The organism is Streptomyces wuyuanensis, from assembly GCF_900103455.1.
GTDB classification, from domain to species: Bacteria; Actinomycetota; Actinomycetes; order Streptomycetales; family Streptomycetaceae; genus Streptomyces; species Streptomyces wuyuanensis.
In genome coordinates this window covers 19,119-34,661 of sequence record NZ_FNHI01000007.1, presented here as the reverse complement: position 1 = coordinate 34,661, position 15,543 = coordinate 19,119, and the positions used below count along the sequence as shown (strand labels likewise).

Here is a 15,543-nt window from a genome sequence, read left to right as displayed (position 1 = left end):
GTGTCCCCGTGGGAGCATCGAGGCGGCATCGGAGGCGGTGCCGCGGAGAGCGCGTTGAGGCCCTGCGATACGGCGGTCCGACGGGTCGTGCGGCCGGTTCCGCGAGGTCCCGCGGACCCTCGGGGGCTGGTTTGACCCCCTGCGGCACTGCCCGTAACCTTGACCGTCGGCGTGTTTCCGTACGCCAGCTTCTGAGCACCTCCCTCCGGGTCCGTGATCCGGAGAGGCCGTCCATCCCCAGCGGACAGTCCGGGCCCGGCCCGTGCGGGCGGCTGGCATCAGGGGTTTCCGTAACGAGCGAGAGAGAGATCCGCGTGTACGCCATCGTGCGCAGCGGTGGTCGCCAGCACAAGGTTGCTGTCGGCGACATCGTTGAGGTTGACAAGATTTCCACTGCCAAGGTAGGCGACACGGTCGAGCTCTCGACCCTGCTCGTTGTCGACGGCGACGCCGTGACCAGCGACCCGTGGGTGCTGGCCGGGATCAAGGTCCAGGCCGAGGTCGTGGACCACCACAAGGGCGCCAAGATCGACATCCTGCGCTACAAGAACAAGACCGGCTACCGCCGTCGTCAGGGCCACCGCCAGCAGTACACGGCGATCAAGGTCACGGCGATCCCCACGGCTGCGAAGTAAGGGACTGAGGAGAGATGGCACACAAGAAGGGCGCATCGTCCACTCGGAACGGTCGCGACTCCAACGCTCAGCGGCTCGGCGTGAAGCGCTTCGGCGGTCAGGTCGTCAACGCCGGTGAGATCCTGGTCCGTCAGCGTGGCACGCACTTCCACCCGGGCGCGGGCGTCGGCCGCGGCGGCGACGACACGCTGTTCGCGCTGCAGGCCGGTGCCGTGGAGTTCGGCACCTTCCGCGGCCGCAAGGTCGTGAACGTCGTTCCGGTCGCCTGACCGGAATCCTTGCGAGGGCGGACCACTTCCCCGGGCGGGAAGCGGGTCCGCCTTTCGCTTGTTGAGAGACAGACATATCCGCACGGATCCCCGTGCGCTGCACTTCGCCACTTTCGTACTGGAGGCACAGGACCATGACCACCTTCGTGGACCGCGTCGAGCTGCACATCGCCGCGGGTAACGGAGGCCACGGCTGCGCCTCCGTCCACCGTGAGAAGTTCAAGCCGCTCGGCGGGCCCGACGGCGGCAACGGCGGGCGGGGCGGTGACGTGATCCTCACCGTCGACCAGTCCGTCACGACGCTGCTCGAGTACCACCACTCGCCGCACCGCAAGGCGACCAACGGCAAGCCCGGCGAGGGGGGCAACCGCTCCGGCAAGGACGGCCAGGACCTCGTGCTGGCCGTGCCGGACGGCACCGTCGTCCTCGACAAGCGGGGCAACGTGCTGGCCGACCTGGTCGGCCACGGCACGACGTACGTGGCAGCCGAAGGCGGTCGCGGCGGTCTCGGCAACGCGGCGCTGGCCTCGGCCCGCCGCAAGGCGCCCGGCTTCGCACTGCTCGGCGAGCCCGGCCGGTCCGGTGACATCGTCCTGGAGCTCAAGACGGTCGCGGACGTGGCGCTCGTCGGCTACCCGAGCGCCGGCAAGTCCTCGCTGATCTCGGTCCTGTCCGCCGCCAAGCCGAAGATCGCGGACTACCCCTTCACCACGCTCGTGCCGAACCTCGGCGTCGTCACCGCCGGTTCGACCGTGTACACCATCGCGGACGTGCCGGGCCTGATCCCCGGCGCCAGCCAGGGCCGCGGCCTGGGCCTGGAGTTCCTGCGCCACGTCGAGCGCTGCTCGGTGCTGGTGCACGTGCTGGACACGGCGACGCTGGAGTCCGAGCGCGACCCGGTCTCCGACCTCGATGCCATCGAGGAGGAACTGCGGCACTACGGCGGTCTGGGCGACCGCCCGCGGATCGTCGTCCTCAACAAGGTCGACATCCCCGACGGCAAGGACCTCGCGGACATGATCCGGCCCGACCTCGAGGAGCGCGGCTACCGCGTCCTCGAGGTGTCCGCGGTCGCCCGCACCGGGCTGAAGGAGCTGTCCTTCGCCCTGGCCGACATCGTCGCGAAGGCGCGCGCGGCCAAGCCCAAGGAGGAGGCGACCCGCATCGTCATCCGCCCGAAGGCGGTCGACGATACGGGCTTCACCATCACGCAGGAGGAGGACGGCCTCTTCCGCGTGCGCGGCGACAAGCCCGAACGCTGGGTCCGCCAGACCGACTTCAACAACGACGAGGCCGTGGGCTATCTCGCGGACCGGCTGGGCCGTCTCGGTGTCGAGGAGGGCCTGATGAAGGCCGGCGCACGTGCCGGTGACGGCGTAGCGATCGGCCCCGAGGACGACGCCGTCGTCTTCGACTGGGAGCCGACGATGATGGCGGGCGCGGAAATGCTCGGCCGCCGCGGTGAGGACCACCGCTTCGAGGCCCCGCGCCCCGCGGCCCAGCGCCGCAAGGACCGCCAGGCGGAGCGGGACGACGCCGCGCGCGAGTACGACGACTTCGAGCCGTTCTGATCGAACCGTTCTGATCGGAGGCGTTCCGATCGTACGGGAAGCGGAGCCGGCCGGGGCCGGGGGCAGCAGCCCCCGGCCCCGGCCCGTTGCCGGGCGCGGCAGGCGTCCGCGTACCGCACGCCGGTCAGCCCTCCGGGGGCCCGCTGCGTCCGCCTCCCGCTCACGCGTGCCGGCGAGCCCGCGCACCTTCCCCGCCCGCCGCCCTGTCCGCCCTTCCGGCGGCCTCCGCACGGCGTGCGCGGCCGTCTCTCCGGTCGGCGGCTTCCCCGGCGCGCCCGTGCCGACATGCCCGTTCACGAGGGACATGTCCCCTCCGTTCAGATCCGTGCGGTGGCGCAACCTCCTCCCCGATATCACCGTCTTGTTCGCGGGGGTGGGGCAGCAAGATGCCCCAGCACGGTCGAAACGGAGCGTTGATGAAGGTCTCCTTCCTCATCCACACCATCTACGGCATCGGCGGCACCATCCGCACCACGCTCAACCTCGCGGAGGAGCTCGCAGGACGCCATGAGGTGGAGATCGTCTCCGTCTTCAGGCACCGGGACGAGCCGCTCTTCGCGATCGACCCGCGCATCACCGTCGTCCCACTGATCGACACTCGCCCCTCGTCCCCCGGCAACGAGACGAAGCATCCACTCGCCCTGGAGCCCGCCGAGTGCATTCCGGGCCATGAGGCGCGGTTCAAGGAGTACAGCAGGCTCACCGACCGGCGCGTGCGCGAGCACTACGCCGTCTCCGACGCGGACGTGGTCATCGGCACCCGGCCCGGACTCGTCGCGTACGTCGCCCAGTTCGCGCCCGCCCGTGCCGTGCTCATCGGGCAGGAGCACATGACGCACAATCACCACAAGCCGGAGCTGCGTGCCGAGATGCGCCGGCACCTCGCCGCGCTCGACGCGTTCGTGACCGTCTCCGAGGGCGACGCCGCCGCCTGGCGCGAGCACATGCCGCTGCCGGACACGCGGGTGCTGGCCATACCGAACAGCGTCCCCGAGCCCATGGTGCCGGTCTCCGACCTCGGCGGGACCACCGTCGTGGCGGCCGGCCGGCTGGCCGCGGAGAAGCAGTACGACGTCCTGATCGAGGCCTTCGCCGAGGTCGTGGCCGTGCGTCCCGAGTGGACCCTGCGGATCTGCGGCTGGGGCAAGCAGAAGGAACGTCTCCGCAGGCGTATCGACGAGCTCGGCCTCTACAACAGCGTCCATCTGATGGGGCCTCGCTCACCCATCGAGCCGGAGTGGGTGAAGGGCGCCATCGCCGTCTCCACGTCGCGCCACGAGTCCTTCGGCATGACGCTCGTGGAGGCGATGCGGTGCGGGCTGCCCGTCGTCAGCACCGACTGCGACTACGGCCCGCGTGAGATCGTCGCGGACGGCGTCGACGGTCTGCTCGTCCCCGTCGGCGACCGCAAGGCCGTCGCCGCCGCTCTCCTCCGTCTCATCGACGACGAGCCCCTTCGCCGGCGGATGGGCGCCGCGGCCAGGTCGCACGCCCGCCGCTTCGACCCGGGCCCGGTCGCGAAGCAGTACGAGGAGCTGTTCGCGGACCTCGGCGCGGGGACCCGTGCACACTCCGAGGCGGCCGCCCCCGCCGCTTCCGGGCACGACCGGACGGCCGACGCCCGCCCGATCGTGGACTGCGTCGCCGAGGAGAACGGCGCCGTGACGGTGACGCTGCTCGGTGAGCGCACCGGGCGGCCGGACCTCGTCTGCGTCCATCCCGACGACTCCGTGCCGGACCGGGTCTTCGCCTTCGACGCCGCCGGCCGTGCCGAGATCCCCGCCGGGGCCGGCCTCGCCGAGGGCATCTGGACGTGCCACGTCGACCCGCCGGCGGCCGGTGGCGGAGGGCCGGCCCAGGGCGCTGCCTCCGCCCGCCGCCGGCTCGTCACCCGGGCCGTCGACCAGCGCGGAGCGATGCGGGCCGCCGCACGGGTCCGGTCCGGGGAGCCCGTGCGCGCTCTGATCCCCTACGTCCGGCAGGGCGGACTCGCCCTGCGCTCCTGGGTGCGCCCGGCCCACGCCGAGTCCGGCGAGATCACCGTCGGCGCCCGCCGGATCACGGTGTCCGGGCGCCTGCTCGGGGAGGCGCCTCCGCTGGGGGACCCGGTGCTTCTGCTCCGTCGCCGCGGAGCCGACGCCGGTGAACTGGAGTTTCCCGGTACCCGCGTCGGGGCCGACGGGTTCCGCTGCACGATCCCGCTCGCCGCGCCGGTCGCCGCGCAGGCCTCGTCCCACGACGTCTGGGACCTCTGGCTGCTCCCCGCGCCCGGAGCCGCACCGGTGCGGATCGGCCGCGTGCTCGACGACGTGGTGGAGAAGGGGAGCGTCTTCCCGTACCCCTCCGTCGACCTGCTCGGAAAGCGCCCGCTGGCACGGGTGCGCGATGCCCTGGACAGGCTGCGGTCCCGGCCCCGGGCGCAGGCCACGGTGAAGATCTTCTTCAGTGCGGGCAACGAACTGGTGCTCAATGTCGTCGACAAAACGATGAAGTAACGCTCCGCCACAGCGTTGGCCTGTGGTATCAGTCACCTCTTCTCCCGGTTCGTCCCCCGCAAACCCCCCTGGCCACGGGGTGAACGGGGGGTTTCCGGGCGGTGTGGAGTCCTTGAGGACCGCCTTGCGGGACGGTCACGCAGAGTGCGACCATCACACCGTCCCCCAGTCATCGCAAGGTAGAGGTTCGTCTGTGTCCGTGCCGCAGGAAGCCAAGCCCCGCACCACAGCAGTCGTGCTCGCCGGTGGTACCGGTCAGCGCGTGGGGCTCGCGATCCCCAAGCAACTGCTGAAGATCGCCGGCAAGGCCGTCATCGAGCACACGCTGACGATCTTCGAGCAGGCCGAGGCGATCGACGACGTGATCGTGCTGATGGCACCGGGTTTCGTGCCCGATGTCGAGAAGATCATCGCCAAGGCCGGGCTGACCAAGGTCCGCCGTGTCATCGAGGGCGGCGCGACCCGGAACGAGACCACCGAGCGGGCGATCGAGGCACTCAGCGAGGGTCTCGCCGAGGGCGAGGACGCCAACGTCCTCTTCCATGACGCGGTGCGTCCGCTTCTGTCACAGCGAGTGATCGCGGACTGTGTGAGCGCCCTGGAGCGCTACCAGGCCGTGGACGTCGCCATCCCCTCAGCCGACACCATCATCGTGACCCGCACGCACGGCGAGGACGGCGAGTTCATCACCGACGTCCCGGACCGCTCGCGGCTGCGCCGCGGCCAGACCCCGCAGGCGTTCAAGCTCTCCACGATCCGCCGGGCGTACGAGATCGCCGCGGGCGACCCGAACTTCCAGGCGACCGACGACTGCAGCGTCGTGCTCAAGTACCTCCCCGATGTGCCGATCTATGTCGTCGCCGGTGACGAGTACAACATGAAGGTGACGCAGCCGGTCGACGTCTTCATCGCCGACAAGCTGTTCCAGCTCGCCTCCACGGCCGCTCCGCGCCAGGCCGACGAGGTCGCCTACCGTGAGCTGCTGGCCGGCAAGACCCTGGTCGTCTTCGGCGGCTCGTACGGCATCGGCGCGGATATCGCCGCCCTCGCCGAGGAGTACGGGGCGAAGGTCTACGCACTCGGCCGCTCCACCACCGGCACCCATGTGGAGAACCCGGAGCACGTGGACGACGCCCTCTCCAAGGCGTACGCCGAGACGGGACGCGTCGACTACGTCATCAACACCGCCGGCGTGCTGCGCATCGGCAAGCTCGCCGAGACGGACAACGCGACCATTCAGGAAGCGCTGAACGTCAATTACCTGGCGCCGGTTCAGATTGCCCGTGCCTCGTACAAGTATTTGGCGGAGACCAAGGGGCAGCTGCTCCTCTACACCTCTTCCAGCTACACCCGGGGCCGTGCCGAATACAGCCTTTACTCGTCGACCAAGGCGGCTATGGTGAATCTCACCCAGGCCCTCTCCGACGAATGGGCGGGCGACGGAATCCGGGTGAATTGCGTCAATCCCGAGCGCACGGCCACGCCGATGCGCACCAAGGCGTTCGGCCAGGAGCCGGCCGGCTCGCTGCTGTCCTCCGAGGCCGTGGCCCGGACCTCGCTGGACGTGCTGCTTTCCGAGCTGACCGGCCATGTCATCGACGTACGGCAGCAGGACCCGACCCGCGAGGCCAGCGAAGCCTCCGGCTTCGAGCAGGCCCTGGCGTCCGTCCTGGACCGCCAGGAGGATGTGTAATACTTCTCCATCAAAGATCTTATTCGGGCCTCTGAGATCGCTTCCGCGATACAGAGGCCCGAGTTAGTGAGGGCCCGCCTTCACAAATTCCTCCAATGTGAATCAACCGGCACCTTTGGAGCAGGTTCTACGTGATTTCGACCGCCATTCGCCTGGTACGTGTGGGCAGCCGGTCAGAGCTGGCCGCCGCGGTCCTCATGGCGCTGAGCTATCCGTGCGTGATGATCGCCGCGCTGATCCCGAACATCTGGATGTTCGCGGCGGCCGCAGCCGTGAGCTACGCCGCCGACTGGTATCTGCACCAGCGCGGCAGCTATCTGGTCAACCGCCTCAGCAAGGTCCGGGCCGGTCTGCCGATCCGCTTCCTGCTCCGTGAGCTGCTGCTGATCCTGCTGCTCGCCCGCGCGGGCCTCGCCGAGGAACCGCTGTTCTACGCGACGGTCGCCTGCTTCCTGCTCTTCTACGGCCTCCAGGCTCCGCACGGCGCGCTGACCACCCTGATCCGGCTGCGCCGGACCATGCCGGTCGCCACCCGCAACGTCGACCTCAACGCCGTGCGCATCCCGGACGCCCCGCCGCGGGCCCTGGTGCGCCGCTCCGGCGAGAAGATGCTGCACCTCGACATCCCCGCGACGGCGGGCGTGATCGTCGCGGCCGCCACCGGCCTCGACGTCGCCGGATACGTCGGCACCGCGCTGACCATCACCCTCGGGCTCCTCTACACCGCGGCACTCGTGCCCTATCTTCGCCGCAGCCGCCGGGTGCCCTCCGGGCCGGCCGTGCTCAAGGCCGTCCAGAAGTGGCTCGGCGAGTACCAGCCCACGGTCGCGCTGTACTTCTCAGGCTCCGAGGACTCCGCGTACCAGGTCAACATGTGGCTCGAGACCATGGAGCAGCTCGAGGGCCGGCCGATCGTCATCATGCGCGAGCGGGGTCTCGTCGCGAAGCTCAACGAGACCTCCGTTCCCGTGCTGTGCATCCCGGGCGGCCAGCACCTGATGGCGATGAAGTTCGACTCGGTCCGCGTCACGCTGTACCCGGCCAACGTCGGCAAGAACATCCACATGCTGCGCGTCCCCACGATGAAGCACGTCTTCATCGGTCACGGCGACAGCGACAAGCTCGCCAGCGTCAACCCCTTCTCCAAGGTGTACGACGAGGTGTGGACCGCGGGCCGGGCCGGCCGCGACCGGTACGCGCTCGCCGACGTCGGCGTCCGCGACGACGACATCGTCGAGGTGGGCCGCCCGCAGCTGGCCCCCATCGAGTCCTGGACCGGCGCGACGAAGAACCCCATCCCCACCGTCCTCTACGCCCCCACCTGGGAGGGCTGGGACAACAACCCCGGCAACACGTCCCTGCTGCTCGCCGGCGAGAACATCGTCCGGCGGCTGCTGGAGGCGGAGCGCCCGGTGCGCCTGATCTACAAGCCGCACCCCTTCACCGGCATCCGCAACAAGAAGGCCCTCGCCGTCCACGAGCGGATCACGGCGATGGTGCGGAAGGCGGCGGCCGAGCGCGCCCTCGACCCGCGCTGGGCCGAGCAGACCGCCGCCGGACAGGCCGGACGGGCCGCCGCCCGCGCCGAGCTGACCCGGATCGAAGCGCGGCTCGCCGAGCTCACCAAGCCCGGCCGCGCGGGCGGCGACGAGGCCGAGGAGTCCCGCGTCTCGCTCGCCGATCCCGTGCGGCTCGCCGAGATCAAGAGCCTGCGTGCCGAGTGGAACGCCACCTACTGGCGCTCCTTCGGCTGGTGGGAGCACACGATCGTCACCGGCCCCGAGCCCAAGCTGTACGACTGCTTCAACGAGTCCGACGCCATGGTCTCCGACATCTCCAGCGTCGTCTCCGACTTCATCGCCAGCGGCAAGCCGTACGCCGTGACCGACTCCGCGGAGCTCGGCGTCGAGGAGTTCAGGCGCCAGAACACCGCGGTCCGCGCGGCGGTCATCCTGTCCAACAGCGCCGAGGAACTGGACCGGTTGCTGGCCGCCGTCGCCGACCCGGCGGCCGACAGCCTGGCCGGGGCCCGTGCCGAGCTGAAGAAGTACCTCCTCGGGCCCGACGAGCCCACGTCGATCGAGCAGTTCGACGCGGCGGTGCGCGCCCTCGCGGTCAAGGCCGAGGCCCGCAACGCCGGGGTGGAGCAGCGCATCGGCGAGCAGGCCATCGGGGAGCTCGACCGCGAGTCGGACGCCGGCGGCCAGGGCCCCGAAGCCGAGGGCAACGGCGTCGCCGAGACCAACGGCGCGGAGGCGACGGCCACCGCCGCCCGCTGACCCGGGGCAGCACACCGCCCACCGGCCCGTGAGCGGCCCCGCGAGGGGTTCGCCCACGGGCCGGTCCGCGTCGCGGGACGCCGGCGGCGAACGGCCCGGCCCAGCCGGCCCCGCCCTGTCCGTGCGGCTGTCCAGCCGGCGAAACGGAGGCGCGCCGAAAGCCGCGCCTGACATAGATTCGCCACGTGACAGTGGCAAGGCAGTACGTGACGGAAGCACGCAGGATCGTCGTCAAGGTGGGTTCGTCCTCACTCACCACGGCCTCCGGGGGACTCGACGCCGACCGGGTGGACGCCCTCGTGGACGTGCTGGCCAAGGTCCGCAGCGGCGGCGAGAAGGAGATAGTGCTCGTCTCCAGCGGCGCCATCGCCGCCGGACTCGCCCCCCTCGGGCTCGCCCGCCGCCCCAAGGACCTGGCCCGTCAGCAGGCCGCCGCGAGCGTCGGCCAGGGCCTGCTCGTCGCCCGCTACACCGCCTCCTTCGCCCGCTACGGCGTCCGCGTCGGGCAAGTGCTCCTCACCACCGACGACACCAGCCGCCGCGCCCACTACCGCAACGCCTACCGCACCCTGGACCAGCTGCTCGCCATGGGCACCGTCCCGGTGGTCAACGAGAACGACACGGTCGCCACCGACGAGATCCGCTTCGGCGACAACGACCGGCTCGCGGCCCTCGTCGCACACCTCGTCCGCGCCGATCTCCTGGTGCTGCTCTCCGACGTCGACGGGCTCTACGACGGCGACCCCGGCAAGCCCGGCACCTCCCGGATCGAGGAGGTCCGAGGGCCCGCCGATCTGGCGGGGGTGGAGATCGGCTCGGCGGGCAAGGCCGGCGTCGGCACCGGAGGCATGGTCACCAAGGTCGAGGCGGCGCGGATCGCGGCCGCGGCCGGCGTCCCGGTCGTCCTGACCTCCGCATCCCGCGCCGCCGACGCCCTCGCGGGGCGCGACACCGGCACCTACTTCCGCCGCACCGGGCGGCGGTCCGCCGACCGGTTGCTCTGGCTCGCCCACGCCTCCACCCCGCGGGGGGCGCTCACCCTCGACGACGGGGCCGTACAGGCCGTCGTCGAGCGCAGGAAGTCGCTGCTGCCCGCCGGAATCGCCTCGGTGGACGGCGAGTTCACCGCCGGCGACCCGGTGGAGCTGCGCGACGCCGAGGGCAGGGCCGTCGCCCGGGGACTGGTGAACTACGACTCCAAGGAACTCCCGCTCCTCCTCGGCCGCTCGACCCGGGACCTCGCCAAGGAACTCGGGCCCGCCTACGAGCGAGAGGTCGTACACAGGGACGACCTCGTCGTCCTGAACCCCTGACGTCACCCCTGAAACGGCTGAAAGTCCGGCCCTGCGGCAGGGACCTTCATCAAAACCGCCCCACGTCCCGCCCCGGACTGGTCAACTTTGTCAGGGGGGTAAGGCGGGGTTCGGCACCACGACGCATCAACAGGAGGCCGCCGGTGAGACGAGCGCGCCCAGGGGCGGCGCCCCGTGGGACACGGGCAACCACCCACGCCCGCAGGTCCGCGGGGGAGCAGCGTGCCCTGAGCAGTGTGGACGCGGGACCCGACTTCGAGCGGACCGCGGACCTCGGCGCCCGGGACGACCTCACCCCGGCCGACGAGTCCCTCGGGAAGGAGCACGAGTCCGGCGAGGACGCCGCGCCGCACGGCGACGAGCGGACCGTGTCCCGGCTGTGGCACATCACCCTCTGCGTCTCGGGCGCCGAGGCGCCGCTGAAGGAGGTCAGACGCGGACTGGAGCAACTCGCCCACGACCACCCCTTCCTGCTCACCAGCCGGTACGCCGACGACCACGCCGAGATCCGCTACTGGGAAGAGGCCCGGGACCTGCACGACGCCGCTGCGGTCGCCCTTCGTCTGTGGGGCGAGCACCGCTCCAGTGCCAGGCTGCCGCCGTGGGAGATCGTCGGCCTCGAGGTCATCGACCGCGAGACCTACCACCAGCGCATCGCCGAGGGGTACGGGCCACCCCCGGCCACACCCGTCGGCGTTCACCCTTTCTGACGTGGGTCGGCCCCTGGACCCCCGATGACGGCGGTCCGGCCCGGGCTTCGATGACGGCGGTCCTGACGGGCACCCGTGACCGGCCTGATTCCGCCGCGGGAGACGGTCCGTCCCGTACCAGCGCCCGGTCCGTCACGTCTCGCAGTGCGGAATACGTGAGGGATGCCCGCAGCATGCGCATTACCCTGCGGGCATGACCTCGCTCTCGCCGTACGACAACCTGACGCCGGTCAACCGGGCCGCCTACCGGGCCCGCGCGGCCGCCGCCGACATCGCGCCACTTCCCCGCGCGGTAAAGGACGACGCCCTGCTGGCGATCGCCGACGCCCTCGAGGTCCGGACCGGCGAGATCGTCGAGGCCAACGCCGAGGACATCGCCCGTGCCCGGGAGGCCGGCACCAGCGAGGCGATCATCGACCGGCTCACCCTCACCCCGGAGCGGGTGCGGGCCATCGCCGCGGACGTCCGCCACGTCGCCGCGCTGCCCGACCCGGTCGGCGAGGTCGTCCGCGGCTCGACTCTCCCCAACGGGATCGACCTGCGCCAGGTCCGCGTCCCCCTGGGCGTCGTCGGCATCATCTACGAGGCCCGGCCGAACGTCACGGTGGATGCCGCGGCGCTCTGCCTGAAGTCCGGCAACGCCGTGCTGCTCCGCGGCTCCTCCTCCGCGTACTCCTCCAACACCGCCCTGGTCAGGGTGTTGCGGGACGCCGTCGGAGGCTCCGGGCTGCCCGCGGACGCCGTGCAGCTCGTCCCCGGTGAGAGCCGCGACTCCGTACGGGAGCTGATGCGCGCCCGCGGTCTCGTGGACGTCCTCATCCCGCGCGGCGGGGCCTCCCTGATCCGGACCGTGGTCGAGGAGTCGACCGTCCCGGTCATCGAGACCGGCACCGGCAACTGCCACGTCTATGTCGACGCCGAGGCCGACCTCGACATGGCCGTGGACATCCTGATCAACTCCAAGGCCCAGCGGCCCAGCGTCTGCAACGCCGCCGAGACCCTCCTCGTCCACCGGGACATCGCCGGGACCTTCCTGCCCCGCGCCCTGGACGCACTCGCCGAGGCCGGGGTCACGGTCCACGCCGACGAGCGCACCCTGGCCCTCGCCGAGGGCTCCAAGGCCACGGTCGTGCCCGCAACGGCCGAGGACTGGGAGACCGAGTACCTGTCCTACGACATCGCGGCCGCCGTCGTGGACTCCCTCGACAAGGCCGTCGAGCACATCCGCCTGTGGTCCTCCGGACACACCGAGGCCATCGTCACCACCTCGCAGGCCGCCGCCCGCCGGTTCACCCGATTGGTGGATTCGACGACCGTGGCCGTGAACGCCTCCACGCGCTTCACCGACGGCGGTCAGTTCGGTTTCGGCGCCGAGATCGGGATCTCCACGCAGAAGCTGCACGCCCGCGGCCCGATGGGGCTGCCCGAGCTGACCTCGACCAAGTACATCGTGACGGGCGACGGTCACACCCGGTGACGGAGGAGTGCGGTCAGTTGCCCGCACTCCCTGCCGAAAACCCATGCCCAGGTCTACCCTGAAGTCGTGCCGGACGACGTGGGGGGCAGGCCGTTCCCGGACGGCTGGGAGCCCGACGACGACCGCGGAGGCGCGGACCAGGACTTCGCCTCCGTGGTGTTCGACGAGGACTTCGTCCGGGCCGCGGAGATCCATGAGCCGAGCGCGGTGGAGCGGCTGCTCGCGGCCGCACAAGCCCGCGCCGAGGCGGAGGCGGCCCGCGCCCGCTCGGGCGGCGGCCCCGCCGACGACGAGCTCTACGACGACGGCTACGGCGGCGAATACGGCCCGGAGCGCGGCAGCGGCGGCCTCGACCCCGACGGCCTCGACCGTTACGCGGATCCCTACGGGCCGCACGGCGGCGCGTTGCGTCCCTACCGCGGCTCCGCGCGCTGGCACCGGCCGGTCGCCTGGGTCCTCGCCGTGGTGATGGGCGTCGGCATGGTCGCGCTGGCCTTCACGGCCGTGTACCGGGGAGCGGCGGCCAACCGCCAGGACCGCGTCCCCACACCCGCCACCACCACAGGCGTCGACGCGCCCGCCAAGGGCGCCGTCCCGGACCGGATGACGGCCCCCTCCGCCTCGGCCGAGTACTCCGCACCTCCCGTCTCCGCGGTCCCCCGCACGCCCTGACGCCGCGGGTCCCTCCCGCCGCAACTTGGCACGCAGCAGCGCGTTTACGTCGGCTTCCCCGGACCTACTCTGAAGGTATGGCAGGGCGTGGAGACCCACCTGAGGGGACACCCGAGGGGCTCCCCGGCGGAAACGACGACGAGTACCGGTCCGTCGTCTTCGACGAATCGTTCGTCCGTGCTGCCCGCCTCCAGGAGTTCTCCGCACAGGAGCGGATGGGCGACCACGCCAGGGCCGTCCGCAGCCGCCCCGGACGGGGTCTGCGCAACGGGCCCAGGCACTTCCTGGTGCTGATGCTGCTGGTCGCCATGGCCTTCGGCGCCGCCCTCTACATGGGCGTGCGCCATCCATACCGGCCGCCCGAGCCACGGCCCGTCCAAGCGCTGCGGAGCACCGTCGTCCCGCTCGCCCCCGAGGGGACCGTGCCCGGTGGCGACCCGGCCGGTCTCTACGCCCGCAGCCCCGCCGCCGGCTTCCGTGCCGGAGCCGCCGGCATCACCCTTCCGGCCGTACGGCACACCAAGAGCTTCTCGGACGACCAGGTGATGACCGCGCTCACCATCGCCAAGGACTACCTGGTGGCGTCCTCCCTCGACCCCGCGGTGCTCACCGAGGGCGCCGTGCGGCCGGTGCGGGTGCTGGTCGACCCGGACCAGCTGAACCAGTTCGACCGGTCGATGAGCGCTCCCGAGGACGACGGGCACCACGCGGCGACCGGCTGGCTCGTCCGCTTCGACCCGGACCGCATCGCGCTGGCCGCCCCGGACGTGCGCGTCCAGGGCACGCTGGCATTCGCCGAGGCCGGCCCCGACGCGCTGGAGGTGACCTCGGACCACACCTTCGCCTACACGGTGCGCCCCGCCGGGCAGGGAGCGGACGCGACCGCCGGCAAGGACGGGCGAGCCGGGGACGGCGCCTCCCTCTTCACCGTGCGGCGCCAGCTCCACTTCCGCTTCGACCGCGACGACCTGCGCACACATCGGGCCGAACTGCTGCTCAGCTACGCGGAGGCGGGCCCCATGTCCTGCTCGGCGGACGCGGCCGCGACGATGCAGCCCCTGCCGGCGGGCGGGCGGGCGACCGGCGAGGGACCGGCCGGCACCGACCCGTACGAGACGGGCCGCGCCGCCGCCGCGGTCTGCGGGACCCTCGCCACCGGTCAGCGCTCGGACTGACCCGCCGCACCCGGGCCGTCGTCCTTCGCGCCGCTCCCGTTGCTTCCGCTCCGGCCCCCGCCGCCCGCGGCGCCGGTGAACCTGTCGCGCAGCCGGCCGCCCAGGTCGCCCGCGCCGCCGGCTATGTCCCCCACAAGCTTCATCAGGGGATCCTTGCTGCCGCGCACCGAGTCCGCGTAGTGCGAGGCGGACTCGCGGAACGAGTCGGTGACCGAGGTGTCCTTGTCCTCCGACCGCCGCGGGTAGTGGCCGTCCATGATCCGCTGGTAGTCGCGGCTCTCCGCCCACTTCTTCAGCTCGGCGGCCCGCACGGTGGTGAACGGATGGGTCCTCGGCAGCATGTTGAGGATCTTCAGCACGGAGTCCCGCAGATCGCCCCCCGCCTCGTACTCCTCGGCCTGCTCCAGGAAGGCGTCCACGTTCATCTCGTGGAGGTGGTTGCCGCCCGCGATCTTCATCAGACCGCGCATCGAGGCCTGCAGATCCTGCCCCACGAGCAGTCCGGCCCGGTCCGCGGACAGCTCGGACTTGCGGAACCACTCCCGCAGCGCGGTCACGATCGCCATGATCGCCACGTTGCCCAGCGGGATCCAGGCCACCTTCACCGCGAGATTGGTGAGGAACAGCAGGATCGTGCGGTAGACGGAGTGGCCGGACAGGGCGTGCCCCACCTCGTGGCCCACGACCGCCCGCATCTCCTCCTCGTCGAGCAGCTCCACCAGACCGGTGGTGACCATGATGATCGGCTCGTCCAGGCCGATGCACATGGCATTGGGCTTCGGGTCCTGCGTGACGTACATCTGCGGGACCTTCTCCAGATCCAGGATGTAGCAGGCGTCGCGCAGCATCGTGTGGAGGTGCGCGAACTGGGCATCGCTCACCCGCACGGAGTCGGAGAGGAAGAGCAGCCGCAGGCTGCGCTCCGGCAGCAGTCCGCTCAGCGCCTTGAACACGGTGTCGAACCCGCTGAGCTTGCGCAGGGCGACCAGCGCCGAACGGTCCGCCGGGTGCTCGTACGCCCGCGAGGAGATCCCCGGGAAGCGTGTGCGGTGCCTGCCCGGCACGTTTTCGGAACTGCTGTCGGTCATGGGTGCCCCCTGTGCTCTTCAGTAGTCCTGCCGTCGTCGCGAGTCGTGACCCGTCCCCCTGACAGACCCCAGACTAGGCGCTGGGGTTGCGATGCAGCGGGGGCTGTGGACGACTCCGCCGCGCCCGGTTTCCACAGGGGCGCGCCTGCCCAGTGGACACCGCGCG

The 15,543-nt window shown here is 71.4% G+C and carries 12 protein-coding genes; 11 read left to right on the top strand and 1 reads right to left on the bottom strand.

Translation table 11 applies throughout. The features are described from left to right. The first annotated feature begins 314 nt into the window (after window positions 1–314). The 11 genes from rplU to BLT82_RS12205 all read left to right on the top strand — a co-directional run bounded on the left by rplU (window position 315) and on the right by BLT82_RS12205 (window position 14,289). On the top strand, window positions 315–635 hold the full coding sequence (gene rplU, locus BLT82_RS12255; RefSeq protein WP_017944922.1) for a 50S ribosomal protein L21: 321 nt from the start codon (window positions 315–317) through the stop codon (window positions 633–635). A 14-nt stretch (window positions 636–649) separates the two neighbouring features. Further along, a complete protein-coding gene (rpmA, locus tag BLT82_RS12250; protein WP_093653962.1) occupies window positions 650–904 on the top strand; it encodes a 50S ribosomal protein L27 in 255 nt (84 codons plus the stop codon). A gap of 134 nt (window positions 905–1,038) precedes the next feature. Further along, the gene (obgE, locus tag BLT82_RS12245; protein ID WP_093653961.1) at window positions 1,039–2,475 is read left to right on the top strand and encodes a GTPase ObgE; all 1,437 of its coding nucleotides are present in this window, start codon (window positions 1,039–1,041) and stop codon (window positions 2,473–2,475) included. 416 nt (window positions 2,476–2,891) lie between these two features. Then, window positions 2,892–4,970 carry a glycosyltransferase family 4 protein gene (locus BLT82_RS12240; RefSeq protein ID WP_093653960.1) on the top strand — a complete coding sequence of 693 codons (2,079 nt, stop codon included), beginning with the start codon at window positions 2,892–2,894 and terminating at the stop codon, window positions 4,968–4,970. A gap of 193 nt (window positions 4,971–5,163) precedes the next feature. Next, the gene (locus tag BLT82_RS12235; RefSeq protein WP_093653959.1) at window positions 5,164–6,663 is read left to right on the top strand and encodes a bifunctional cytidylyltransferase/SDR family oxidoreductase; all 1,500 of its coding nucleotides are present in this window, start codon (window positions 5,164–5,166) and stop codon (window positions 6,661–6,663) included. Window positions 6,664–6,884: 221 nt separating this feature from the next. After that, on the top strand, window positions 6,885–8,942 hold the full coding sequence (locus BLT82_RS12230; RefSeq protein WP_404203919.1) for a hypothetical protein: 2,058 nt from the start codon (window positions 6,885–6,887) through the stop codon (window positions 8,940–8,942). Between the two features lie 206 nt (window positions 8,943–9,148). Beyond that, window positions 9,149–10,255: a glutamate 5-kinase gene (gene proB, locus BLT82_RS12225; protein WP_093653957.1), complete on the top strand. Its 1,107-nt coding sequence runs from the start codon at window positions 9,149–9,151 to the stop codon at window positions 10,253–10,255. A gap of 143 nt (window positions 10,256–10,398) precedes the next feature. Then, window positions 10,399–10,965, top strand: a complete 567-nt coding sequence (locus tag BLT82_RS12220; protein ID WP_208867862.1) for a hypothetical protein — start codon at window positions 10,399–10,401, stop codon at window positions 10,963–10,965. Window positions 10,966–11,158: 193 nt separating this feature from the next. Then, entirely contained in the window at window positions 11,159–12,442 is a 1,284-nt protein-coding gene (locus BLT82_RS12215) for a glutamate-5-semialdehyde dehydrogenase (RefSeq protein ID WP_093653955.1), read from the top strand. A gap of 66 nt (window positions 12,443–12,508) precedes the next feature. Further along, window positions 12,509–13,114, top strand: a complete 606-nt coding sequence (locus BLT82_RS12210; protein ID WP_093653954.1) for an SCO2584 family spore wall biosynthesis protein — start codon at window positions 12,509–12,511, stop codon at window positions 13,112–13,114. A gap of 77 nt (window positions 13,115–13,191) precedes the next feature. Next, window positions 13,192–14,289, top strand: a complete 1,098-nt coding sequence (locus tag BLT82_RS12205) for an SCO2583 family membrane protein (RefSeq protein WP_093653953.1) — start codon at window positions 13,192–13,194, stop codon at window positions 14,287–14,289. Here BLT82_RS12205 and BLT82_RS12200 read toward each other — a convergent pair. Beyond that, window positions 14,274–15,377: a M48 family metallopeptidase gene (locus BLT82_RS12200; RefSeq protein ID WP_093653952.1), complete on the bottom strand. Its 1,104-nt coding sequence runs from the start codon at window positions 15,375–15,377 to the stop codon at window positions 14,274–14,276. The two genes, BLT82_RS12205 and BLT82_RS12200, sit on opposite strands and share 16 nt — an antisense overlap. Window positions 15,378–15,543 lie beyond the last annotated feature (166 nt).